Origin of the sequence: Kribbella sp. NBC_00482, assembly GCF_036013725.1 — a bacterium.
In the GTDB taxonomy this organism is placed as follows: domain Bacteria; phylum Actinomycetota; class Actinomycetes; order Propionibacteriales; family Kribbellaceae; genus Kribbella.
This window is the reverse complement of sequence record NZ_CP107881.1, coordinates 621,204-642,149: the sequence shown is the minus strand read 5'-3', so window position 1 is coordinate 642,149 and position 20,946 is coordinate 621,204. Positions and strand designations below refer to the sequence as shown.

Here is a 20,946-nt window from a genome sequence, read left to right as displayed (position 1 = left end):
TCTGACAGGAACTTGCGAGGAGATTCGGTGAGCACACGGCTTCGGGCTCTCGGTGTGGTGGTGGCGACGGTGCTGCTGACCGGCGGATGTGCGGCGGGAACCCACCCGGGCGCGGCGGCGATGGTCGGTAAGACCGAGATCAGCATCGGCGATGTCGACAAGACCTCGCGCGCTGTCGGCGCGGCCCTCGGCGAGTCGTACCCCGACCAGGCCGCGCTGAACGGGATGGTCAGCAACGAGCTCGCGGCGCAGGTCGGCCGGCAGAAGGCGATCTCGGTCAGCGACGCGGAGATCGCCGACGCGGCCAAGAACGCTGTGGCGCCGAGCGCCGAGGCGTACCAGAAGCTGCAGGCCGATCCGGCGTCCCGCGCCTTCCTGAACCAGCTCGCCGCGGCACTGGTCGTCACGATCAAGCTCGCCGGCGGTCAGGGCATCCACGACAAGGACGGTCAGCAGAAGGCGCAGGAAGGCGCGCAGGCCCTGAACACGGCTGCGAAGGACATCAAGGTCACGGTCGCGCCGCGCTTCGGTCAGTGGAGCGACGGTCGGCTCGACACGGCGATCTCCGGTTCCCTCTCGAAGGAATCCGACCAGACCGCGGCCAAGCGCAAGGCAGCCGAGGACGCCGCCCAGCAGCAGCAGGGCCAGGGCTGAGACAGCCGAGCCGGTGACCGACGTACGTGAGGGCTCCGGCCGGATCACTGTCCTGCTGACCAGCCCACGGGTGGCTCCCGGCCTGTTGACGCGTGCAGCCTGGCAGTCCCTGACCGACGCCGACGAGATCGGCGCCGCCTCGGGCGGTGACGGTCATGTGCTGCGCTCCGACGTACAGGCCGTGGTCGGGTCCGGGCTTGCTGTCACCCAGGTCGAGGGCGGGATCGGCGAGCACTGGACCTGGTTGTCGTCCGCGGCCGAGGCCGGGCGCGACGTCGCGTGGCTCGTCGGTGACGACGGTGAGCCGGGCCTGCTGCGGGTCGTCGCCGATCAGGTGGCGCGTGACCCGCGACCGGCGTACGACGTGGAGATCCAGCACGGCTCGTACGACGTACCCGGGGCCAGGCTGATCGATCTGGTCCGGGTGATGGACCGGATCCGGCGCGACTGTCCGTGGACGCAGCAGGAGACGCACGAGAGCCTGGCGAAGTACCTGCTGGAAGAGACGTACGAAACCCTCGAGGCGCTCGACACCGGCGATCGCAGCCATCTCCGCGAGGAGTTGGGCGACCTGCTTCTTCAGGTCGCGCTGAACTCGCGCATCGCCGAGGAGGACCCCGACGACGGGTTCACGATCGATGACGTGGCCGGCGGGATCGTCGAGAAGCTGATTCGCCGCCATCCGCACGTCTTCGGCACTGTGGACGCGACCGATGTCGCCGCGGTCGAGGCCAACTGGGAAGCGATCAAGGCCACCGAGAAGCAGCGCTCCTCGGTCCTCGAAGGCATCCCGCTCGCCCTCCCCGCCCTCGCCCTGGCCGACAAGGTCCTCGCCCGGGCCGCGAAGGTCCTCCCCGCCGAACTCCCGCCCGCCGACGACACGGACCTCGACCGAATCGGCCACCAACTCCTGGCCCTCGTCCGCGAGTCCCGCACCCTAGGCATAGACGCCGAACAAGCCCTCCGCCTCACCATCCACCAACTAACAGCTGAAATCCGCACCGCCGAGACCAACAGCTAGATCAGAAACTGTCTGCGGCTACCACTGCGATGCGGTGCTCGTCGCCGACCAGCAGCGTGCCGTGAAGGTGCTGCATCCAGGTGATGACATTGTGGCGTGACAGGGTGGGCTCATGTCGGTACGACAGGTCTTTCTCGCCGCGGCTGCGATCTTCGCCCTGACGGTGGCGACCGGTTGCAGCCTCCGCGTCGGCGACCAGGACGAGGTCGACCCAGTGTTCGGGACAGGCAACCGTGTGCAGTGGGACCTGACCCGGCCGCTGGAGGCGAAGGCCCTCGGACTCCCGGACGACCAGATGGAGATCGTCACCGTGCCCGACGACGCCATTGTGAGCCTCAAGCTCCCCACCGGCACCTGGTCCGGGCGCACGGAGGAGATGACGGTGACCACCCGGCACGGGTACGTGGACTCCGTCGACCTGTTCTGGACCGAAGCCAACGGACAGGCTGCCGCCGACCGGATGGTGGCGGACGCGAAGCTACTCGGCGTCGACGCCGCTCAGGTCGCCGGTTGGGCCGAGATTGCGAAGGGGGTCGAGACCGCCGACACCAAGCGAAGGCGCCACGACGGCAACTACAACGGCTCGAACGGCCGAGTGTCTACCGCGATCAAGCCCAGCATGGTGGTGGGCGCGGGCACGGGGACGCCGGTGCGGCTTTGGTACCTGTTCTACGTCCGCAACGTGGTCGAGAAGACGGAGCCCGGGGCCCGCTGAGCACCCGGTAGACGCCCGCATCGCGACGGCTACTTCGGGCCGTCCAGCAGAGTGCGGAGGGCGTTGCGGTGGGTTGTGTAGGCGTGTTCGCCGGCTTTGGTCATTCGGTACGTCGTGGTGGCGCCGCGGCCGTGGCCGGTTTTCGTGGTGGCGACGTAGCCGGCGTTCTCCAGAGCCGACATGTGCTTCGAGAGGTCGGAGTCGGTGACCTCCAGGTAGTCCTTCAGGAAGCGGAACGTCACCGTGGTGGCGTTCGCCAGTACTGCCATCGCGGCCAGGCGTTTCGGTGCGTGGATGACCGGATCGAGTCCGTCGATCATCCGAGGCGCTCCCGGACCTGCGCCGCGATGACGGCGTACCGGCGCTCGTAGTACCAGAGGCCGGCGGTCGCCAGGACGAACGCGGTCGGGGCGGCTGCCAGTACGCCGGCCAGCCACCACGCCAGCGCGACGATCACCACGACCACCCCGACGGCCACGAAGTACCGATTCCAGAGCCGTCCGATCTCCCGCGGCGGTCGTCCGCGCCCGGGGAACGGCATCGCGCCGTGTCGCCGCTGCATCCAGGTCAGGAACGCGACCTCCAACCCGATCAGCACCGCCAGCGCAGTGAAGAACAGTGCGCTGCTGTCCCGCCACGAGGCGAACGCCCCGATCAACGCAGCCGCCCAGAGCCCCACGACCGGCGGGTACCACCAGGGCGTCTTGGGGTAGCTCACGTACGGCGCCGCCTCGGCCCGCTCGATGATCCGCAGCTGCTCTTCCGCATCACCTTCCATATCGGAAAGCTAACAGAGAACTTTCCACATCGGCAAGTAATGGTGTGCCTAAGGACGGGAGGTGTTCGGTGGTTGGGTAGTGCACCTGAGCGCAGACGGGGCTTTGCGTACGGTGTCTCGGTGGTGCACTACCTGTTCTTCGGTACACCAGAAAATCGGCTGCTCGGGGTGCTGGGTGGCTGAGAAGGTGGGTGGGTGGATGTTGCTGAGGTACTGCGGGAGCACTGGGATCTGAAGCCGGCGCGGCTGGAGGTGCTGACCGGCGGGATGAACTCGGCTGCCTGGCTGGCGTCTGGTGCGGACTGGCTGGTGGTGCTCAAGTCGGTTGGGCTCTCGGACTCGGCGTTCGGGCCTGGTCTGGAGTTGGCGGCCCGGCTCGACGACGCCGGCATCTGCACCGGGCGTCCGCGTCCCAGCAAGCACGGTCGGGTCGTTGAACGCGTCGACGGGCGGCAGGTTGCTGTGCTCGAGTACGTCGACGGCGTTGAACTGGTGCCTTCGGATCAGGCGGCGATCGGGGAGCTGCTCGGACGCGTGCACTCGGCTGCCGCGCTCGATGCCGGTGAGGTGGCCGACTGGTTGCAGTTCCTGCTCCCGTTCGAGGACTGCCTGGACCTCGAGCCATGGATCCGCCCGGCGGTCGAGGGCGCCGTCGCTGACGCGGTCGCGCTCGGGTCGGTCTCCTGGGCCTGGTTGCACGGGGATCCGGCCGCGGAAGCGTTCCTGCGGCAGGCTGACGGCGAGGTTGCCCTCATCGACTGGGGGAGCGCGATGCGAGGCCCGATCCTGTACGACGTCGCATCCGCCGTCATGTACAACGGCGACCCGGTGGTTCCGGCGTACCTGCGCCAACGACCCGACCTCACCGACGAACTCGAGCGCGGCCTGCCCACGTTCCTGCGAGTGCGCTACGCCGTCCAGGCCGGCTACTTCGCCTGGCGCATCACCAACAACATCCTGACCGGCATCTCCGGCCCCGCTGACAACCTGAAGGGCCTAACCGACGCCCGCCACTCGTTCGGCCTGTAGATCACGCGGCAGCAGCTGGTAGAAGTCTTGCTGGGTGTGGATTGCGCGGATTTGGCGGTCTATCGGGCGCCCAACGGAGTGTTACTGACGCGGGAGGTACCTGCGGATGCAATCGTTAGGGTCGACGCGGTCCACTGAGCTTGCTGGTCTGGGGACTAGGCTCAGCAGCGATTCGTCATCGAGAACTTGGGAGTCAATGTGGCCACCATCGAGGCCGTCGGCGCGCGCGAGATCCTCGACTCGCGCGGCAACCCCACTGTCGAGGTCGAGGTTCTGCTCGACGACGACACCATCGCCCGCGCGGCCGTCCCGTCTGGCGCCTCCACCGGCCAGTTCGAGGCAGTGGAGCTGCGTGACGGCGACAAGAACCGGTACGGCGGCAAGGGCGTGCTGAAGGCCGTCACCGCGATCCTGGAGGACATCGACAAGGAGATCGTCGGGTACGACGTCCACGAGCAGCGCCTGATCGACCACGCGCTCCTCGACCTGGACGGCACCCCGAACAAGGCCAAGCTGGGCGCGAACGCGATCCTCGGCGTCAGCCTCGCGGTCGCGAAGGCGGCGGCGGAGAGCTCCGGCCTGCCGCTGTTCCGGTACGTCGGCGGCCCGAACGCACACGTCCTGCCGGTGCCGATGATGAACATCCTCAACGGCGGCGCGCACGCGGACAGCAACGTCGACGTCCAGGAGTTCATGATCGCCCCGATCGGCGCGTCGACGTACGCCGAGGCCGTCATGCAGGGTGCGGGCGTCTACCACGCGCTGAAGGCGGTCCTGAAGGAGCGCGGCCTGTCCACCGGCCTCGGCGACGAGGGCGGCTTCGCGCCGAGCCTCGACAGCAACCGGGCCGCCCTGGACCTGATCGCGGTCGCGGTCGAGAAGGCCGGCCTGCAGCTCGGCAAGGACATCGCGCTGGCGATGGACGTCGCCGCGAGCGAGTTCTTCACCGACGGCGTGTACGCGTTCGAGGGCGGCAAGAAGTCGGCCGACGAGATGATCGCCTACTACGCCGACCTGGTGGCGTCGTACCCGATCGTGTCGATCGAGGACCCGCTGAACGAGGAGGACTGGGACGGCTGGAAGGCCATCACCGGTGAGCTCGGCAGCAAGATCCAGCTGGTCGGCGACGACCTGTTCGTCACCAACGTCGAGCGGCTGCAGCGCGGCATCGACGAGAAGTCGGCGAACAGCCTGCTGGTCAAGGTGAACCAGATCGGCTCGCTGACCGAGACCCTGGACGCCGTCGACCTGGCGCACCGCAGCGGCTTCACCTGCATGATGAGCCACCGCTCCGGCGAGACCGAGGACACCACGATCGCCGACCTCGCGGTCGCGACCAACTGCGGCCAGATCAAGTCCGGCGCCCCGGCCCGGTCCGACCGCACCGCCAAGTACAACCAGCTGCTCCGGATCGAGGAGGAGCTCGACGACGCGGCGACGTACGCCGGTCGCTCGGCCTTCCCGCGCTTCCAGGGCTGATGCCGGCCTGATCCAGGAGGTCAATGCATGCCGTCCCGTCGGGATTCCGGTGCACGCCCCGGCTCGCGTCCGTCGAGCCGGACCCAGTCGCGTCCACCGGCCCGGCGGGGCGACCAGCCGAAACGGCGTACGACCGGAACCCAGGCGGACCCGGCGCGGACCCGCGGGTCCCGCAACCTGACCGGGCGGGCGGCCGTCGTGCTGCTGGTGCTGGGCGCGCTGATCGTGTCGTACGCGCAGAGCCTGCGGGTCTGGTTCGACCAGCACCAGCAGGTGAGCGCGCTGCAGCAGGAGATCCGGGACCGGGAGAAGCGGGTCGCGGAGCTGAACGACGAGATCACCCGCTGGGACGACGACGCGTACGTGAAGGCGCAGGCGCGGCAGCGGCTCGGCTGGGTGATGCCCGGTGAGGTCGGGTACCGCGTGATCGGCGCGGACGGGAAGCCGCTCGGCGCCCCGCCGGAGCCGTCGGCGCCGACGGACGGTACGGCGGACACGCAGAAGCCGACCTGGTACACGAAGCTGTGGGGGAGCGTCGAGGGTGCGGGCACGCCGCCGGCGCCGGCCACGACGCCGACCCCCGCCAAGCCCGCGCCGAAGACGATCCTCACGCCGCCGCCTAAGGTGACCAGGTGAGCGTCAGCCCTTCCGACCAAGAAGCAGTCAGCAAACAACTCGGCCGGACTGCCCGCGGCATTCGGTCGATCGCGCACCGGTGCAGCTGTGGCCTCCCCGACGTGGTCGAGACCGAGCCGCGACTTCCGGACGGTACGCCGTTTCCCACGACGTACTACGTGACGTGCCCGCGGCTCGCGTCCGCGATCGGCACGCTCGAGGCCTCGGGCGTGATGAAAGAGATGACGGACCGCCTGGCGGATGACGAGGACCTGGCGGCCCGGTATCGCGCCGCGCACGAGTCGTACCTCGAGCACCGCGAGTCCATCGAGCACGTCGAGGAAATCGCCGGGATCACCGCCGGCGGAATGCCGACCCGGGTCAAATGCCTTCACGTCCTGGTAGGCCATTCACTGGCGGCCGGCCCTGGTGTGAACCCGTTGGGCGACGAGGCTCTGGAATCCCTGGAGGACTGGGGTCGCCGAGGCCCGTGTGTCTGAGGGCCAGGGTGCGGTTCGGGTTGCCGCGGTCGACTGTGGGACCAACTCGATCCGTCTGCTGATCGCCGATCTGGTGGACGGTCAGCTCGTCGAGTTCGACCGCCGGATGACCATCGTCCGCCTCGGCCAGGGCGTGGATGCCACCGGCGCCTTCGCCCCCGAAGCACTCGCCCGCGTCTTCACCGCCTGTGAGGACTTCGCCTCCGTTATTCAGTCGAGCGACGTCACCAGACTCCGCTTCGTCGCCACCTCGGCCGCCCGCGACGTCAGCAACCGTGACGCGTTTTTCGCCGGCGTCGAGGAGCGTCTCGGCGTACAACCGGAAATCATCTCCGGTGCGGAAGAAGCCGAGCTCAGCTTCCGCGGCGCCACCACGTCACTCGACCTCCCAGCGCCGTACCTCGTGGCCGACATCGGCGGCGGCTCCACCGAACTGGTCCTCGGCGACGCCACCGGTGTGATTGCGGCCGAATCCCTCGACATCGGCTCCGTCCGCCTCACCGAACGCCACGTCACCACCGACCCCACGTCCGCGACAGAACTACAGGCGATCGGCAAGGACATCGACGCCCTGCTGGACGCCACCACGGTCCCGCTTGAAGCTGCCCGCGCGTTCATCGGCGTCGCCGGTACCTGCACCACCGTGGCCGCGGTCGCGCTGAACCTGTCCGAGTACGACCGCGCCGCCGTCCACCACGCCCGGCTCACCACCGACCAACTGCGCTCCGCGACGACCTGGCTGACAACCACCACCCGCGCAGAACGCTCCGCCGTACCGTCGATCCACCCCGGCCGTGTAGACGTGATCGGCGCCGGCGCCCTCATCCTCCAGCGCCTCTACGACCGCCTGTCCGTCACCGAACTAACCGTCTCCGAACACGACATCCTCGACGGGGTGGCGCTCGCCCTCGGTTAAGGCCCTGTCTAGTGCGCCCGGACGCCGTCGAGGGCGATCGTGAGGACGCGGTCGCGTTGGGCCTGGTCTACGAAGCCGGCGGCGGTGAGGCCGCTGACCATGCGGAGGAGGTCGTCGAAGGAGACGTCCTTACGCGCTTCACCCGCGGCCTGGGCGCGTTCGAACAGCGGCGTACCGGCGGCGTACATCGCCTCACGGGCCGCCTTGAAGCTGTCGGCCTCCCGGTTCAGCGACTCGAAGATCGCGCGCTTCGTCGCGGCGTACCCGACGAAGCGGTGCAGCCACGTGGTCAGTGCCTCCCACGGCGGCAGATCGGCTGCCTCTTCCGCCGCGATGCACAGCTCCTCGATCTCGCCGAAGTAGACCGCGTTCAGCAGGTCCTGGCGGTGCGGGAAGTTCCGGTACAGCGTGCCGATCCCGACGCCGGCCTGGCGCGCGATGTCCTCCAGCGACGCCTCGACGCCTTTGCTCGCGAACGCATCCCGGGCGGCGCCGAGCAGGGCGTCGAAGTTCCGCCGCGCGTCCGCCCGCTGCGGTCGCCGTACGTCGACCCGCAACGCGGGCCTGCTCTCACCGGTCACCATTCGCTCACCTTAGCCAGTTGATAGCGGAGGAGACCCTCCGCTATAGTGGAGGCATACCTCGACTTTACCAGGCCGAGAATCCCGCGCCCAGGTTCTGGCGCGTTCACACTCCTTTCGAAGGACTTCTGCATGCCTGTCATCAGGTCTGGAAACCCTCGCGTGACCCTGGCGGTCCTCGCCACGGTCGTCGCCTCTTTCTCTATGTTGCAGTCACTGGTCACCCCGGCGCTGCCCTCCATCCAGCACGACCTGCACACCACCCCCGGCACGGTCACCTGGGTGTTCACCGCACTCCTGCTCTCGGTATCCGTCGCGACCCCCTTGCTCGGGCGGATCGGCGACATGGTCGGCAAGGAGCGCACGCTGTTCATCGCGCTGGCCGCCCTGGCCGTCGGCTGCCTGATCGCCGCGCTCGCGCCGAACGTCGGCGTACTGATCGCCGCCCGCATCTTCCAAGGTGTCGGCGGAGCCGTGTTCCCGTTGGCGTTCGGCATCATCCGGGACGAGTTCCCGGCCGAACGCGTGCCGTCCGTGGTCGGCGTGGTGTCGGCCATCATCGCGGCCGGCGGCGGGCTGGGGATCGTCCTGGCCGGCCCGATCGTGGAATGGCTCGGCTGGCGCTGGCTGTTCTGGATCCCGATGGCGGTCGTCGCGGTCTCGACGCTGATGGTACGGCGCTACGTCCCGGAGTCCCCGAACCGTGTTCCCGGCCGGATCGACTGGCTGGCCGCCGCGTTCCTGTCCGGCTGGCTGATCGCGCTGCTGCTGCCGCTGAGCACGGGCCGGTCGTGGGGCTGGGGCTCGTTGCGGACGGTGGGGCTCTTCGCGCTGGCCGTCGTACTGTTCGCCGGCTGGATCACGGTCGAACTGCGCTCGCGGAACCCGCTGATCGACATGCGGATGATGCGCCGCCCAGCGGTGTGGACGACGAACCTCGTGGCGCTGCTGTTCGGGGCGGCGATGTTCGCTGTGTACGCGTTCGTGCCGCAGTTCCTGCAGATCCCGACGGCTGCCGGTTTCGGGTTCGGTGCGAGCGTCACGAAGGCCGGGCTGCTGATGCTGCCGATGCTGGTGACGATGGCGGTCGTCGGGTCGTTGAGCGGCCCGCTCACGCCCCGGTTCGGCGCCAAGGCGCAGGTGGTTTCCGGGTCGGCGTTGAGCCTGGTCGCGGCGCTGATGTTCGCCGAGTTCCACGACGCGCAGTGGCAGGTGGCGCTCTCGACGGCTGCGTTCGGTGTCGGGCTCGGCCTCGCCTACGCGGCCATGACCAGCCTGATCGTGCAGAACGTCCCGCGCGAGCAAACCGGCGCGGCCACCGGCATGAACGCCAACATCCGCACCATCGGCGGCTCCATCGGCACCGCCCTCGCGAGCTCGATCATCACGGGCCACATCCAGCCCTCAGGGCTCCCCGCGGAGGCGGGCTTCACCGACACGTTCCTCCTGCTATCGGCATTCGCCGCCGCAGCCGTCGTACTAGCCCTGGCCATCCCGAACGCCCGCCGTACCGCCACGACCCCGCAACCCGTCGAGCAGCTCGCCGCCTGACCTCCTGAGGTTGGGGAGGATCGTGTGCCGAATCGGGCATGAAATCCTCCCCGACCTCGCCGTTTAGGCTGGGTGGGTGAAGCTTCCGCATCCGTTGACCGGCGAGTTGTTCGAGAGTCCTGTGCCGCCGGGGATCGGGTGGCCGGAGGACCCGGCGGTACGGCGTACTCCGGTGGCTCGGGATGCGGCCGAGGTGGTGCGTCTTGCGGCGACTGATGACCTGGCGGAGCTGGAAGCACGCGTCTCGATGTGCAGGGCCTGTTCGCGGCTCGTCGAATGGAGGGAAGACGTTGCTGTCGGCAAGCGAAAGTCCTTCGCGGACCAGCCGTACTGGGGACGGCCGATCCCGGGCTGGGGCGTCGCCGAGCCACGGATCCTGATCGTCGGGCTGGCGCCGGCGGCGAACGGCGGGAACCGCACCGGGCGCGTGTTCACCGGCGACCGCTCCGGCGACTGGCTGTTCGCGAGCCTGCACCGCGTCGGCCTCGCCAACCAGCCCACCAGCGAGCACGCCGGCGACGGCCTGCACCTGATCGACACCCGGATGATCGCCGCCGTCCGCTGCGCCCCGCCCGCGAACAAGCCCACCCCGGAGGAACGCGACACCTGCGCCCCCTGGTACCGCAGCGAGCTCGAGCTCGTCCTGCCCAGCACGAGGTCGATCGTCTGCCTCGGCAAGTTCGCGTACGACGCTCTGCTCGTAGCGCTGATCGCGCTCGGAGCCGACGTACCGCGACCGCGCCCGAAGTTCGGCCACGCGGTCGAGCACCGGATCCCGACCCCGTACGGCGAGGTCACCGTCCTCGGCTGCTTCCACCCCAGCCAGCAGAACACGTTCACCGGCAAGCTCACCGAGCAGATGACCGACGCCGTACTCACCCGCGCGAAGACCTTGTCCACAACTCCGGAAAACCAGAGTTGACCAGGGTGGGCGAGGTGATGGAGGCTTCGGACTATGTATGCCGCCGCTCCACGCCGCTGCCCACATGACTCGTGACAACCTGCCCGAGCAATCTCGGGGACGTCCGGCCGCGCAGCGGCCCGCAAGTGGTGGCGTGGAGCGCGCACCGGCCGCGCCGTCGATGCCTGCCGCGCACGAGGCCGCGCCGCTGGGGTTCGTCCCCAGCCCGGACCGGTTCCACTGGTGGAGCGAGCTCCACGACGACGTCAAGGCGTACCTCGAGCGCAAGGTAGGACCGCCGATCGAGTGGTGGGCCGACCTGCACGAGCGTGAACGCGACCGGCCGTACGCCGTCGTCCTCGGGCCGAACGGGCTCGCGGTGACGACGCCACGGGTCAACAAACAGGGTCAGAAGACGCAGAGCGTGCGGATCGATCAGTTCGTACCGTCGAGCATCAAGCACGCCGTCGTACAGCAACAGGCCACGAAGCCGCGCGGCGGTCTGCGCTCGCTGGTGTCGCGTGGCAAGGACGAGCAGTCCCAACTGTCGGTGCCTCCGCAACTGAACCTCACGCAGGACATGCGCGGCGTCCTCGGCAACCTGCCGCTGGAAGCGCAGCAACGCCTGCAGACACCGTTCCTCGGGACGCAGGCCATCACGCACTACCGGTCGTACTACTACGGGAACGACGAAGAGCTCGACCTGTGGTGCTACCTCGCGGGCGACAAGACCGTCACGTTCGCAACCGGCCACCGCACCCTGCCCAACGGCATGGACCCGCAGCACGCTTCCTGGCGACTGACCTGCTACCAGGCGGACGTCGCTCGATGAGTTCGAGCCGGGACTTCCGGGACCTCAACGGAGCCGACCCCTGGAAGCTGCTCGGGGTCGGCCGGTCCGCCGATGCCGAGGAGATCAAGCGCAGCTACCGCCGCCTGTCGCGAAGCCACCACACCGACGTCGGCGGCGACTCCACCCAGCAGGTCAAGCTGAACCGCGCCTACGAGATCCTCACCGACCCAACCCGCCGCGCCGACTACACCCTCCTGCTACAGCGCAAGGAACGCCCACAAGACTTCGTCCGTCCCACGCCCCAAGCCGACCCCGAACCCGACGAGCCGACAGCGGACCCCTTCGCCTGGTCCTCCGGCCCCGCCCCCACCTCGACCCCACCACGCCAGGACAGGTACGAGCAGCCATATCAGGACCCGTACACCGAGTCGCCGTACGCCGACCCGCCCTACCGCGATTCGTACGTCGCCCCGCCGTACCGCGACTCCTACACGACTCCGACGTACCGCCCCCAACGCCGCGGCGTGAGCGGACAAGCAGTCGGCGCATTCCTCACCGCCTTCATCTGCTCGCCGATCTCCATCTACCTAGCAATCTCAGTCCTCCGCAACAACCGCCCCGGCCGACCCCTCGCCTGGCTAGCCATCCTGATCAACGTAGGCCTCGTCGGCTTCTCAATCGTCGGCGCCCTAGTACGCGGCACCTAACCACCGCCCGAGATCTCACAACAGAGCGGCTCGCTGGACTTAGCGTGCGGCTGCAACGACTTGATGTGCGCAGGCGTCCGCGGCCTGGCCGGTCGTGTCCACCCAGAGGTCGTAGGCCATCCCCTCGTGCACGCGCTCCTCAGACCACCGAGCGAGCCCCGCCCGTCCCCTTCGCGCACCCTCTCGACGCTCGAGTTCATCGAGATCGCAGCGAACCCCCACCGAGACGACGTCGAGCCCCGCGAGAGTCGCGAACCAGTGATCCCGCACCTCGGGCCCCAGCATCATCTCGTCGACGATGACAGGGTTCCCCGCCTGAACGAACTCGCGCACAGCCCGATGAAACCCCTGCAACATGCGCAACCCGACCGGCCCGTACGAGATCCCAGAAACCGGCTTGCCGTCCTCGTCCGGCAGGTCGACGTACTGGAACCCCTGCTCCCGATGAGCTCCCATTCCACCACCAGCCCACTGAGCAGGAACCATCGCAAAACACGTGTCCAACCCCATCAACAAATACGGCTCATCCAAACAGTCCTGCAGCGCCCTCCCCAGCGTCGTCTTACCCGAAGAAGACGCGCCGTTGAGAAAGATGACCGAAGGCATAGAGGCTCGCGTCACCGCACGATTATGACGCCCACAGCGCGGATGGGCCGGGCGGCGGGTTGTTCGCGTTCGTGTCCTAGGTGCGGTGCGGGTCCGCTCACTAAACACGAGTAGGCGTACTACGAGGCGGTCGGTCGCGGGCGTTAGCCCGCAGCTCGCCGGCGGTAGGCGGCAGCTGGAAGATACGGCGCGTGGGTTCGACTAGGTGTGCCCGGGACGGGATTCGAACCCGTATGCCTGTTAGGGCCGCGAGGTTTAAGCTCGCTGCGTCTGCCGTTCCGCCACCCGGGCTGGAGGCTCGGGGATGAGAGTACTCGTTACTGGTAGGTCTTTCGGGGGTATACGGCGTGGGCGCCGGCTACCCGGTCCAGGAAGAGCTTTCCGTTGCAGTGGTCGATCTCGTGCTGGAGGGCGCGGGCCTCGAAGGCGTCGGTGGTGATCGTGACCTCGTCCTTCGTACCGGGGAGGACGCCGGTGACCGTCAGCCGGGTCGCGCGTTTGACGTCGCCGGTGAAGTCCGGCACCGACATGCAGCCTTCGCGAGCCTTCTCGTTGCGCGAGGCGTCGACGACGACTGCGTTGCACAGTACGAAGACGCCGTGGCTGGTACGCGTTTTCGGGTGATTGGTCACGTCGAGCGAGAACATCTGCGCCGCGACACCGACCTGCGGCGCCGCGAGGCCGACGCACCCGGGGGAGACCCGCATGGTCGCCACGAGGTCCGCGGCGAGCTGGATCATCTCCGGGTCGAGCGGGTCCACTTCGGCGCTCTCGGTCGCGAGCACCGGGTGCGGCGCGCGGACGACCTCGAGAACAACACCCTGGACATCCAGACGGGCAGGGGACCAGTCTGTGATCACAGTTCGTCGCTCTCGGCCGGGCGCAGCGTGACGCCCACCCCGAGCTCCTCGGCCGTGATCTCGAGCGCCCGGTCCAGCATCTCCAGCTCGGCCGCCGGCGGCAGCTCGACCTCCGCGGTCAGCACGTACAGCCCGCCGCTCAGCCGGGTCGCGAGGTCCGTGATCGTGCCTCCGGCGGCCGCGATCATCCGCGTCACCGCCGCCACGATCCCCGGCCGGTCCGCGCCGTGGACGCTCAGCATGTACGGCGCACCGATCGGCGCGTGCTCGTGCTCGGGGCCCATCTTGCGGACCGTGATGACCAGCTCGCCCCGCAGCGGCTCGAGCGCCGACTTGACCTCGTCGAACGGCCCGGCGCAGACGATCATCATCGCGAAGTGGCCGCGCAGCAGCGTCATGGTCGAGTCCTCGAGGTTGACCCCGGTACCGACCAGGGCCTCGGTGACGTCGGCGATGATCCCCGGGCGGTCCGGGCCGATGACGGTGACTGCGAGCTGACTCATGCCCGGCAACCTACCGCCGACCTAAGTACCTGATCGCACCGACTTCGGTATCCGGACACCCGCACCCACCCCGGAGATCGCTTACCCACCGCTACATTCATGTCATGAGTGAGCGCAAGCGTCCGCGTCGCACGGCCGTGAACTGGGTCGTGGACAGCGTGTCGTTCGTACTCGCGGTTCTGCTCGGGCTTCTCGCCTACAGCGAGGGTGAGTCCGACCCGGTGCCGCAGACGCTGCTCGCCGTCGACTTCTGGTCGGGGATGGTGCTCTGCCTGACCCTGTGGTTCCGGCGCCGCTGGCCCGTCCCGTTGGCGCTTCTGGCGGCAGCGGTCTCGGTGTACTCCGACGCTGCTGCCGGGCCGACGCTCGTGCTGATCATGACCGTCGCCGTCCACAAGCCATGGCGGACCTCGATCTGGGTCTTCGCGGTGAACTTCGCCGCCACGCTCACCTACCTCCAGGTGCGGCACAAGGAGGACTGGAAGACGCAGCTCATCATCGGCATGACGCTCTACCTGGCCATGGCCGGCTGGGGGTTCTACATCCGGTCCCGGCGGCAGCTCCTGCAGACGTTGCGGGACCGGGCGGATCGAGCCGAGACCGTGGCGACGCTGCAGGCCGAGCAGGCGCAGCTCCGGGCGCGCGAGGAGATCGCCCGCGAGATGCACGACGTACTCGGGCATCGGTTGTCGTTGCTGAGCGTGCATGCCGGCGCGCTGGCGTACCGGCCGGACGCGTCCACCGCCGAGGTCGCCGGCGCCGCGGAGATCATCCGGGCGAGCGCGCACCAGGCGCTGCAGGATCTCCGCGAGGTGATCGGCGTACTGCGGGCACCGGTCGGCGAGCTGCCGCAGCCTGCGTTCGCTGACCTGCCCGCGCTCGTGGAGGGTTCGCGGGCGGCGGGCATTCCGGTCGAGCTGACACTCGATGCGCCGGGCGCGATGCCGGAGCACGTCGGGCGTACGGCGTACCGGATCGTGCAGGAAGGGCTGACGAACGCGGTCAAGCATGCGCCGGGCGAGCCGGTGACGATCAGCGTGACCGGTGCCCCAGGCAACGGACTGTCCGTCGAGCTGCGCAACCCGGCCCCGAACCGCCGGCGCGGAGACGGCCAAGGTCTGAAGGGCCTCAGCGAACGCGCCGCCCTGGTCGAAGGCCGCGTCGAACACGGCCGCACCCCCGAAGGCGACTTCCGCCTGTACGCCTGGCTACCGTGGCCCGCATGAGCGAGCGAAGCGAGGTCACCATCAAGCGCTGCCCATTTTGTGCCTCATCCGCGCCCGGAGCGAAGCGAGGACGTGGATGAGTATTCGGGTGCTGATCGTGGACGACGATCCGTTGTTGCGGGCCGGGCTGAAGTTGATGCTGGGCGGCGCCGAGGACATCCGCGTGGTCGGGGAGGCCGGTGACGGGTCCGGCGTACAGAGTCTGATCGATCGGCTCGCGCCGGACGTGATCCTGATGGACATCCGGATGCCCGGCACCGACGGCCTGACCGCGACCGAAGCGGTACGACGTCGCTCGGGCGCCCCTGAGGTCGTCATCCTCACCACCTTCGACGCCGACGAGCACGTCCTGCGCGCCCTCCGCGCCGGCGCCGCCGGGTTCATCCTGAAGGACACCCCGCCCGCCGAGATCGTCGAGTCGGTACGCCGGATCGCGGCCGGGCATCCCGTCCTCTCACCGGCCGTCACCAAGCGCCTCATCACCCGCGTCGCCGACTCCGGCCAGGACAACCGCAAGAACAAGGCGGTCGCCCGCCTCGCGGACCTGAACGACCGCGAACGCGAGATCGCCGTCGCGGTCGGCGAGGGGAAGTCGAACGCCGAGATCAGCGCGACGCTCTACCTCAGCGTCCCCACGGTGAAGACGCACGTCTCCCGCATCCTCACGAAGCTCGACCTGAACAACCGCGTCCAGATCGCCCTCCTCGTCCACGACGCCGACCTGCTGCACGACTAGCGCGGTTCGAGCACCACCACGGCGGTCGTTCGGGGGCGGCGGTCGGCGTACTCGTCGAGGTTCTTGTCGATCTCCTGCCAGCGGGCCCAGAGTCGCTCACGCTCCTCGCCCTCCGCAGCGCGACCGCGGACCGGTTGTGGCCCGTCCTTGAGCACCGCGTCGGCGTCCGGGTGAGCCAGCAGGTTCAGCCACCAGGCGGGCTCCGGGCCGCCCCATCCGTTCATCGCGAGGGTGACCAGGTTCGGCCCGTCCTCGACGTAGCCGAGAATCACGCTCCGCGGCTCCCCGCTCCGCCGGCCGATCACCGTGAGCCGCAGCATTCCGAACCGCTTGTCCCGCGGTCGTGACAGGCCTCTACCGCTGGTGTTGTAGATCCCCCTGTGGACTTTCCAGGCCGCGCGAACGAACCAGCGCGGCGGCAGCATCGCTTTACGCATGTCCCCCTCCAGACACTCGTGCACAGCGTCGCAGAGGGGGACTGCGAAAAGAAGGCCGGGCCCCCGGCGAGTTGGAGGCCCGGCCGATCAAGTGACGGGCTACGACTGGGTCGCCCGGCGGAACTCCTCGTTCGGGGTCTGCAGGCTGCCGAGGCTGGTGACCTCGCGCCGGAAGAACAGCGCCAGGGTCCAGTCCAGGATGACGCGGGCCTTCCGGTTCAGGGTAGGCACGCGGGACACGTGGTAGGTCCGGTGCAGGAACCAGGCCAGCCAGCCCTTCACCTTCACGCCGTACAGCTGGGCGACGCCCTTGTGCAGGCCGAGGCTCGCGACCGAGCCGACGTACTTGTGCTTGTAGTCCTGCGGCGGCTGCCCGTCGACGACTCGCAGGATGTTCGCGGCGAGCCGGTTGGCCTGCCGTACGGCGTGCTGCGCGTTCGGGGCGCAGTACGCACCGGTCTCGCTGGTCAGGTCCGGTACGGCGGCGTTGTCGCCGGCGGTCCAGGCGTCGTCGACACCCTCGATTCGCAGGTTCGGCAGCGTCTTGACCCGGCCCTTCTCGTCCAGCGGGAATTCGGTCGCGGCGAGTGCCGGGTTCGCCTTCACACCGGCCGTCCAGACGATCGTGTCGGCGTCGAACTCGTCGCCGTCACTGAGGATCACGTGGCCCTTCTCGCAGGACTCCAGCCGGGTCTCCAGCCGGATCTCCATGTTCCGCTTACGGAGCTGGTCCACGGTGTACTTGCCGAGATCCGGGCCGACCTCCGGGAGGATCCGGTTGGTGGCCTCGACCAGGACCCAGCGCATGTCCTCGGGCTTGATGTTGTCGTAGTAGCGGGTGGCGTAGCGGGCCATGTCCTCGAGCTCGGCGAACGCCTCCACACCGGCGTACCCGCCGCCGATGAAGACGAACGTGAGCGCGGATTTGCGCAGCACCGGGTCGGGCTGCGACGACGCGACGTCGAGCCGGTCCAGGACCTTGTTGCGCAGTGCGATGGCCTCTTCGACGTTCTTGAACCCGGTCGCTTCCTCGGCCAGGCCGGGGATGGGCAGCGTGCGGGCGATCGAGCCGAGCGCGACCACGACCTGGTCGTAGGCGAGCTCGTACTCCGGGCCCTCCTCGGGCATCACCTTGGCGACCTTGTGCGCGTGATCGATCCCCGTCACGCGGCCGGTCACCACCCGGCAGCCCTTGAGGGTCTTGCGCAGCGGCACCACGACGTGTCGCGGTTCCACCGAACCGGCCGCGGCTTCCGGCAGGAACGGCTGGTAGGTCATCACCGAGCGCGGGTCGACCACGGTCACCCGGATCCGGCCCTTACGAGCGGCGCGGCGCAGGCCGTACGCGGTGTACATCCCGACGTAACCGCCTCCGACGACGAGGATGTGCGGCACCTGGGCTGTCATGCGATTCACTCTCCCTGAGTGGGTTCTCAGACTTCATGTTCGCTTCAACGCTAAACGCTCGTGAAAGATTTCACAAACCCTCCCGAGAGTGATCTCACCCACCGAACATCCCCCACCCGAGGGACCTTCCACGCAGGCAGAACCCCATGCAAACGCCCGGCCTGAGCTGCTCAGGCCGGGTTCTGCCTGCCTGGAAGTACAGATGATCGATGCGATCCCCTCATCGTGGGCTGGTTCCACCCCCGGAGCCAGTGCCCAGAGCAGCCGTCACGGAACCGCAAGCCGGCTACTCGGACTCGCCCTCCAGCGCGAGGCGGTAGCCGCTCGGGGTGCGCAGGAGCAGACGGCGGTAGGTCCAGCCGGGAGCGGGATCGTTCTGCTCCAGTTCGAAGTCGAGCCCGGCCTCCCGGCAGCGGTCCGCGGCCGCGTCCACGTCGGAGACTGCGATCTGCCAGGTGAGGACGCTCGGTGGGTCGTTCGGCGCGGAGGCCTGCTGGATGCCGAAGTGCACGGTGTCGGTGCCGAAGGCGATGAAATCGGGGTACTCCGGACCTTCGTAGATCACCGGAAGGCCGAGCTTCTCGTAGAACGCGCGTTCCGCGGCGAGGTCGGAGACGTTCAGGACCGGGGCGAGGCGGGTGAACAGCGAGTCATCGGCCATGAGGACAGTGTCGCGCTCAGGAGGTCAGGCGGTAGACCGAGATGTGGGAGGGGGAGTTGGCGGTGAATTCGGTGGTGGTCCAGTCGGCGTGGCGGGATTCGAGGGTGAAGCCGGCCAGTTGGGCCATCAGGTCCAGTTCGGCGGGCCAGATGTAGCGGTGCGGGGTGCGGTCCAGGCGTGCCTCGGCGCCTTCGCCGAAGTGGAAGTGGTGGGAGACGACGTGCTGTGTCAGTACGTCGTACGTGTCCAGCAGGACGTAGCCGGGATCGGCGATGCCGACGGTGGCGGGGGTGCCGGGTGGCAGGCGGCGCAGTTCGGGGACCCAGAGTTCGATCACGAAACGGCCGCCGGGGGAGAGGTGGCGGGCGGCGTTCCGGAAGCACTCGACCTGCTCCTCCTGGGTGAGGAGGTTCGCGATCGTGTTGTAGACCAGGTAAACCAGCGTGAACTCGCCCGGCACGCGGGCCGTCGCCATGTCGCCGGTGACGACCGGGATCGTGTCCGCGTCGACCTTCGTCCGCAGCTGCTCGAGCATCGCGTCCGACAACTCGATCCCGCTCACCGGTACGCCGTACTCCGACAGCGGTACGGCGACCCGCCCGGTGCCGATCGCGAACTCGAGCGCACGCCCACCCTCGGCAAGTCCAGCCAGCCGCTCCACCGTCGGCCGGAGCACGTCCGCCGAGAACATCCCGTCGCCGGGCGTGTCGTACCGCTCCGCGACATCCGCGTTCCACAACCGGTTCTGCTCCGCAGCCTTCGACCACTCCATGACGTCCTCGGCCCCTTCCTCGCCCGTCTTGGTGAACCCGAGCCGGTCGTAGAGCCGGCGCGCGTCCGGATTGTCCCGCTCGACGTTCAGCTTCAGCGGTACGCCGTACCCCGCGGCCTCGGACTGCAACGCGGTGAGGATCGCCGTACCGACGCCGCGGTTCTGAACGTCGGGGTGGAACTGGATGCCGTTCACTTCGACGAATTCCGGCGTACGACTGACCCGCAGGCGACCGGCGCGCAGGCCGTCGACCTCGACAACGTACAGCTCGGTGGCGGGATCCTCGATCGACTCGCGACTCCACTCGGCGAAGCGGGCCCGCCAGGCAGGCTCGTCGAAGTCGGCAGGCAGGCGGCCCTGCGCGTCGGTGGCGGCCAGCGTCACGTCGGCCAGGAACGTGATGTCCGCGTCCGTAGCGAGTCGGAGTCGGTGCATGCGAAGCAACTTACGCAGGCGACTCTCCGAGGGGCGAGGGATTATTCGCCGACCAGGCCGTCGGTGGACTCGCGGAGGAAGTCGAGCAGGCCGGTCAGCGTGCCGCGTTCGTCGGTGTCCTCGGCGGGCCGGATGCGGGCGATCTCGGGCATGCGACCACGGTACGGATGTCAGACCTTTGTGAGAACTGTTGATCCGGTGGGGGTGGTGCGCGTCAATAGAGAGGTGGAGAACTATCGAACCCCGGTCCTGACGGCCTCGCTGCTCGCGCCCCCGGCGGTCTGTGCGCTGCTGACGCCGTTCCGGGAGCACTTCGACAACGCGAACGCGGCGTTGCTGCTGGTCGTCGTGATCGTGGCGGTGGCCGTGTTCGGGATCCGGCTCGCCGGGGTGGTCGCGGCGGTGTCGAGCGCGGTGTGGTTCGACTTCTTCCTGACCATGCCGTACGACAGCTTCACCATCAACAGCAGCAACGACGTCGAACAGGCCGTGCTGCTGCTGGTGATCGGGATCGCGGTCACCCAGATCGCGATCTGGGGCCGAGAGCAACAAGCCAAGGCGTCGCGGCGCGCCGGGTACCTGGACGGGGTGATCACCACCTCGCAGGCGGTCGCGGCCGGCGGGTCGACCGACGACCTGATCGAGCAGGTGCGCGCCGAGCTGACCGCCGTACTGGGGATCGACGGTGCCAAGTTCGTTGCCGGCAGCAAACAGACCCAGGCGCCGCGGCTGAACCCGGACGGCTCCGTGACGCGCGGATCGCATGTCCTGAAGGTCGAACGCGACGGCCTGCCGACGAACGCCGAGATCGAACTCATCGTCCAGCACGCCGGCGAAGCCCGCGGCCGGTTCCTCCTCACCGCCGCCAGCAGGATCGCCCGCCCCGACCTGGAGCAACGCCTGGTAGCCGTCGCCCTCGCCGACCAGGTAGGCGCCGCGCTCACCACCCAGGAATCCGTCCGCCCGCACGTCTGACCTTGTATTGCAGGCAAATACATCGGGGAGCGATGGATATTCGCGCTTTTTCGATGCGGAATGGTTGATGGATTCTCAGATGTTGTTA

Annotated in this window: 25 protein-coding genes and 1 tRNA gene; 15 read left to right on the top strand and 11 right to left on the bottom strand. The window is 68.6% G+C overall.

Annotated features, from left to right (window positions below; translation table 11 throughout):
- Positions 1 to 27 precede the first annotated feature (27 nt).
- The 3 genes from OHB24_RS03200 to OHB24_RS03190 all read left to right on the top strand — a co-directional run bounded on the left by OHB24_RS03200 (position 28) and on the right by OHB24_RS03190 (position 2,390).
- Positions 28 to 654, top strand: coding sequence for a hypothetical protein (locus OHB24_RS03200; RefSeq protein ID WP_327637415.1), 627 nt, complete (start codon positions 28 to 30; stop codon positions 652 to 654).
- A 13-nt stretch (positions 655 to 667) separates the two neighbouring features.
- Positions 668 to 1,675, top strand: a complete 1,008-nt coding sequence (locus tag OHB24_RS03195; RefSeq protein ID WP_327637414.1) for a MazG family protein — start codon at positions 668 to 670, stop codon at positions 1,673 to 1,675.
- 112 nt (positions 1,676 to 1,787) lie between these two features.
- On the top strand, positions 1,788 to 2,390 hold the full coding sequence (locus OHB24_RS03190) for a hypothetical protein (RefSeq protein WP_327637413.1): 603 nt from the start codon (positions 1,788 to 1,790) through the stop codon (positions 2,388 to 2,390).
- A gap of 29 nt (positions 2,391 to 2,419) precedes the next feature.
- Here the strand turns inward: OHB24_RS03190 and OHB24_RS03185 are convergent, their stop codons facing one another.
- The gene (locus tag OHB24_RS03185; protein WP_327637412.1) at positions 2,420 to 2,710 is read right to left on the bottom strand and encodes a transcriptional regulator; all 291 of its coding nucleotides are present in this window, start codon (positions 2,708 to 2,710) and stop codon (positions 2,420 to 2,422) included.
- The gene (locus OHB24_RS03180; RefSeq protein WP_327637411.1) at positions 2,707 to 3,168 is read right to left on the bottom strand and encodes a hypothetical protein; all 462 of its coding nucleotides are present in this window, start codon (positions 3,166 to 3,168) and stop codon (positions 2,707 to 2,709) included. Before OHB24_RS03180 ends, OHB24_RS03185 begins: the two co-directional genes overlap by 4 nt.
- 195 nt (positions 3,169 to 3,363) lie before the next feature.
- On the opposite strand from OHB24_RS03180, the gene OHB24_RS03175 reads away from it, so the two are divergent.
- The 5 genes from OHB24_RS03175 (at position 3,364) to OHB24_RS03155 (ending at position 7,707) form a co-directional block, all read left to right on the top strand.
- Entirely contained in the window at positions 3,364 to 4,197 is an 834-nt protein-coding gene (locus OHB24_RS03175; protein WP_327637410.1) for a phosphotransferase enzyme family protein, read from the top strand.
- 198 nt (positions 4,198 to 4,395) lie between these two features.
- On the top strand, positions 4,396 to 5,676 hold the full coding sequence (gene eno / locus OHB24_RS03170) for a phosphopyruvate hydratase (RefSeq protein WP_327637409.1): 1,281 nt from the start codon (positions 4,396 to 4,398) through the stop codon (positions 5,674 to 5,676).
- Between the two features lie 27 nt (positions 5,677 to 5,703).
- On the top strand, positions 5,704 to 6,312 hold the full coding sequence (locus OHB24_RS03165) for an FtsB family cell division protein (RefSeq protein ID WP_327637408.1): 609 nt from the start codon (positions 5,704 to 5,706) through the stop codon (positions 6,310 to 6,312).
- A complete protein-coding gene (locus OHB24_RS03160) occupies positions 6,309 to 6,791 on the top strand; it encodes a DUF501 domain-containing protein (RefSeq protein ID WP_327637407.1) in 483 nt (160 codons plus the stop codon). The genes OHB24_RS03165 and OHB24_RS03160 overlap by 4 nt, the downstream gene beginning before the upstream one ends.
- Positions 6,784 to 7,707, top strand: a complete 924-nt coding sequence (locus OHB24_RS03155; RefSeq protein ID WP_327637406.1) for a Ppx/GppA phosphatase family protein — start codon at positions 6,784 to 6,786, stop codon at positions 7,705 to 7,707. The genes OHB24_RS03160 and OHB24_RS03155 overlap by 8 nt, the downstream gene beginning before the upstream one ends.
- A gap of 8 nt (positions 7,708 to 7,715) precedes the next feature.
- Here OHB24_RS03155 and OHB24_RS03150 read toward each other — a convergent pair whose 3' ends face one another.
- The gene (locus OHB24_RS03150) at positions 7,716 to 8,291 is read right to left on the bottom strand and encodes a TetR/AcrR family transcriptional regulator (RefSeq protein ID WP_327637405.1); all 576 of its coding nucleotides are present in this window, start codon (positions 8,289 to 8,291) and stop codon (positions 7,716 to 7,718) included.
- A 129-nt stretch (positions 8,292 to 8,420) separates the two neighbouring features.
- Between OHB24_RS03150 and OHB24_RS03145 the strand changes: the two genes are divergently transcribed.
- From OHB24_RS03145 to OHB24_RS03130, 4 genes are all read left to right on the top strand, one after another.
- Complete coding sequence (locus tag OHB24_RS03145) at positions 8,421 to 9,839, top strand: MFS transporter (protein ID WP_327637404.1); 1,419 nt, start codon at positions 8,421 to 8,423, stop codon at positions 9,837 to 9,839.
- 76 nt (positions 9,840 to 9,915) lie between these two features.
- Positions 9,916 to 10,761, top strand: coding sequence for a uracil-DNA glycosylase (locus OHB24_RS03140; protein WP_327637403.1), 846 nt, complete (start codon positions 9,916 to 9,918; stop codon positions 10,759 to 10,761).
- Between the two features lie 133 nt (positions 10,762 to 10,894).
- Positions 10,895 to 11,572, top strand: coding sequence for a hypothetical protein (locus OHB24_RS03135; RefSeq protein WP_327637402.1), 678 nt, complete (start codon positions 10,895 to 10,897; stop codon positions 11,570 to 11,572).
- Positions 11,569 to 12,240: a J domain-containing protein gene (locus OHB24_RS03130; RefSeq protein WP_327637401.1), complete on the top strand. Its 672-nt coding sequence runs from the start codon at positions 11,569 to 11,571 to the stop codon at positions 12,238 to 12,240. Before OHB24_RS03135 ends, OHB24_RS03130 begins: the two co-directional genes overlap by 4 nt.
- A 39-nt stretch (positions 12,241 to 12,279) precedes the next feature.
- Here the strand turns inward: OHB24_RS03130 and OHB24_RS03125 are convergent, their stop codons facing one another.
- The 4 genes from OHB24_RS03125 to OHB24_RS03110 all read right to left on the bottom strand — a co-directional run bounded on the left by OHB24_RS03125 (position 12,280) and on the right by OHB24_RS03110 (position 14,209).
- Entirely contained in the window at positions 12,280 to 12,846 is a 567-nt protein-coding gene (locus OHB24_RS03125) for a chloramphenicol phosphotransferase CPT family protein (protein WP_327637400.1), read from the bottom strand.
- Between the two features lie 208 nt (positions 12,847 to 13,054).
- Positions 13,055 to 13,137: transfer RNA gene (locus OHB24_RS03120), tRNA-Leu, on the bottom strand.
- A gap of 26 nt (positions 13,138 to 13,163) precedes the next feature.
- Positions 13,164 to 13,706 carry a peptide deformylase gene (def, locus tag OHB24_RS03115; protein ID WP_327637399.1) on the bottom strand — a complete coding sequence of 181 codons (543 nt, stop codon included), beginning with the start codon at positions 13,704 to 13,706 and terminating at the stop codon, positions 13,164 to 13,166.
- Positions 13,703 to 14,209 carry a glycine cleavage system protein R gene (locus OHB24_RS03110; RefSeq protein WP_327637398.1) on the bottom strand — a complete coding sequence of 169 codons (507 nt, stop codon included), beginning with the start codon at positions 14,207 to 14,209 and terminating at the stop codon, positions 13,703 to 13,705. The genes def and OHB24_RS03110 overlap by 4 nt, the downstream gene beginning before the upstream one ends.
- Before the next feature lie 104 nt (positions 14,210 to 14,313).
- Between OHB24_RS03110 and OHB24_RS03105 the strand changes: the two genes are divergently transcribed.
- Together OHB24_RS03105 and OHB24_RS03100 are read left to right on the top strand one after the other, a co-directional pair.
- Positions 14,314 to 15,435 carry a sensor histidine kinase gene (locus tag OHB24_RS03105; protein WP_327637397.1) on the top strand — a complete coding sequence of 374 codons (1,122 nt, stop codon included), beginning with the start codon at positions 14,314 to 14,316 and terminating at the stop codon, positions 15,433 to 15,435.
- Between the two features lie 76 nt (positions 15,436 to 15,511).
- A complete protein-coding gene (locus OHB24_RS03100; RefSeq protein WP_327637396.1) occupies positions 15,512 to 16,171 on the top strand; it encodes a response regulator transcription factor in 660 nt (219 codons plus the stop codon).
- Here the strand turns inward: OHB24_RS03100 and OHB24_RS03095 are convergent.
- From OHB24_RS03095 to OHB24_RS03080, 4 genes are all read right to left on the bottom strand, one after another.
- Positions 16,168 to 16,608, bottom strand: coding sequence for a nitroreductase family deazaflavin-dependent oxidoreductase (locus OHB24_RS03095; RefSeq protein WP_327637395.1), 441 nt, complete (start codon positions 16,606 to 16,608; stop codon positions 16,168 to 16,170). The two genes, OHB24_RS03100 and OHB24_RS03095, sit on opposite strands and share 4 nt — an antisense overlap.
- A gap of 99 nt (positions 16,609 to 16,707) precedes the next feature.
- Positions 16,708 to 18,015 carry an NAD(P)/FAD-dependent oxidoreductase gene (locus OHB24_RS03090; RefSeq protein ID WP_327637394.1) on the bottom strand — a complete coding sequence of 436 codons (1,308 nt, stop codon included), beginning with the start codon at positions 18,013 to 18,015 and terminating at the stop codon, positions 16,708 to 16,710.
- A 286-nt stretch (positions 18,016 to 18,301) separates the two neighbouring features.
- Positions 18,302 to 18,676 (bottom strand): VOC family protein, encoded by a 375-nt coding sequence (locus OHB24_RS03085; protein WP_327637393.1) that lies wholly within the window; start codon positions 18,674 to 18,676, stop codon positions 18,302 to 18,304.
- 16 nt (positions 18,677 to 18,692) lie between these two features.
- Complete coding sequence (locus tag OHB24_RS03080) at positions 18,693 to 19,883, bottom strand: GNAT family N-acetyltransferase (protein ID WP_327637392.1); 1,191 nt, start codon at positions 19,881 to 19,883, stop codon at positions 18,693 to 18,695.
- 225 nt (positions 19,884 to 20,108) lie between these two features.
- Between OHB24_RS03080 and OHB24_RS03075 the strand changes: the two genes are divergently transcribed.
- Positions 20,109 to 20,858, top strand: coding sequence for a DUF4118 domain-containing protein (locus tag OHB24_RS03075; RefSeq protein WP_327637391.1), 750 nt, complete (start codon positions 20,109 to 20,111; stop codon positions 20,856 to 20,858).
- Positions 20,859 to 20,946 lie beyond the last annotated feature (88 nt).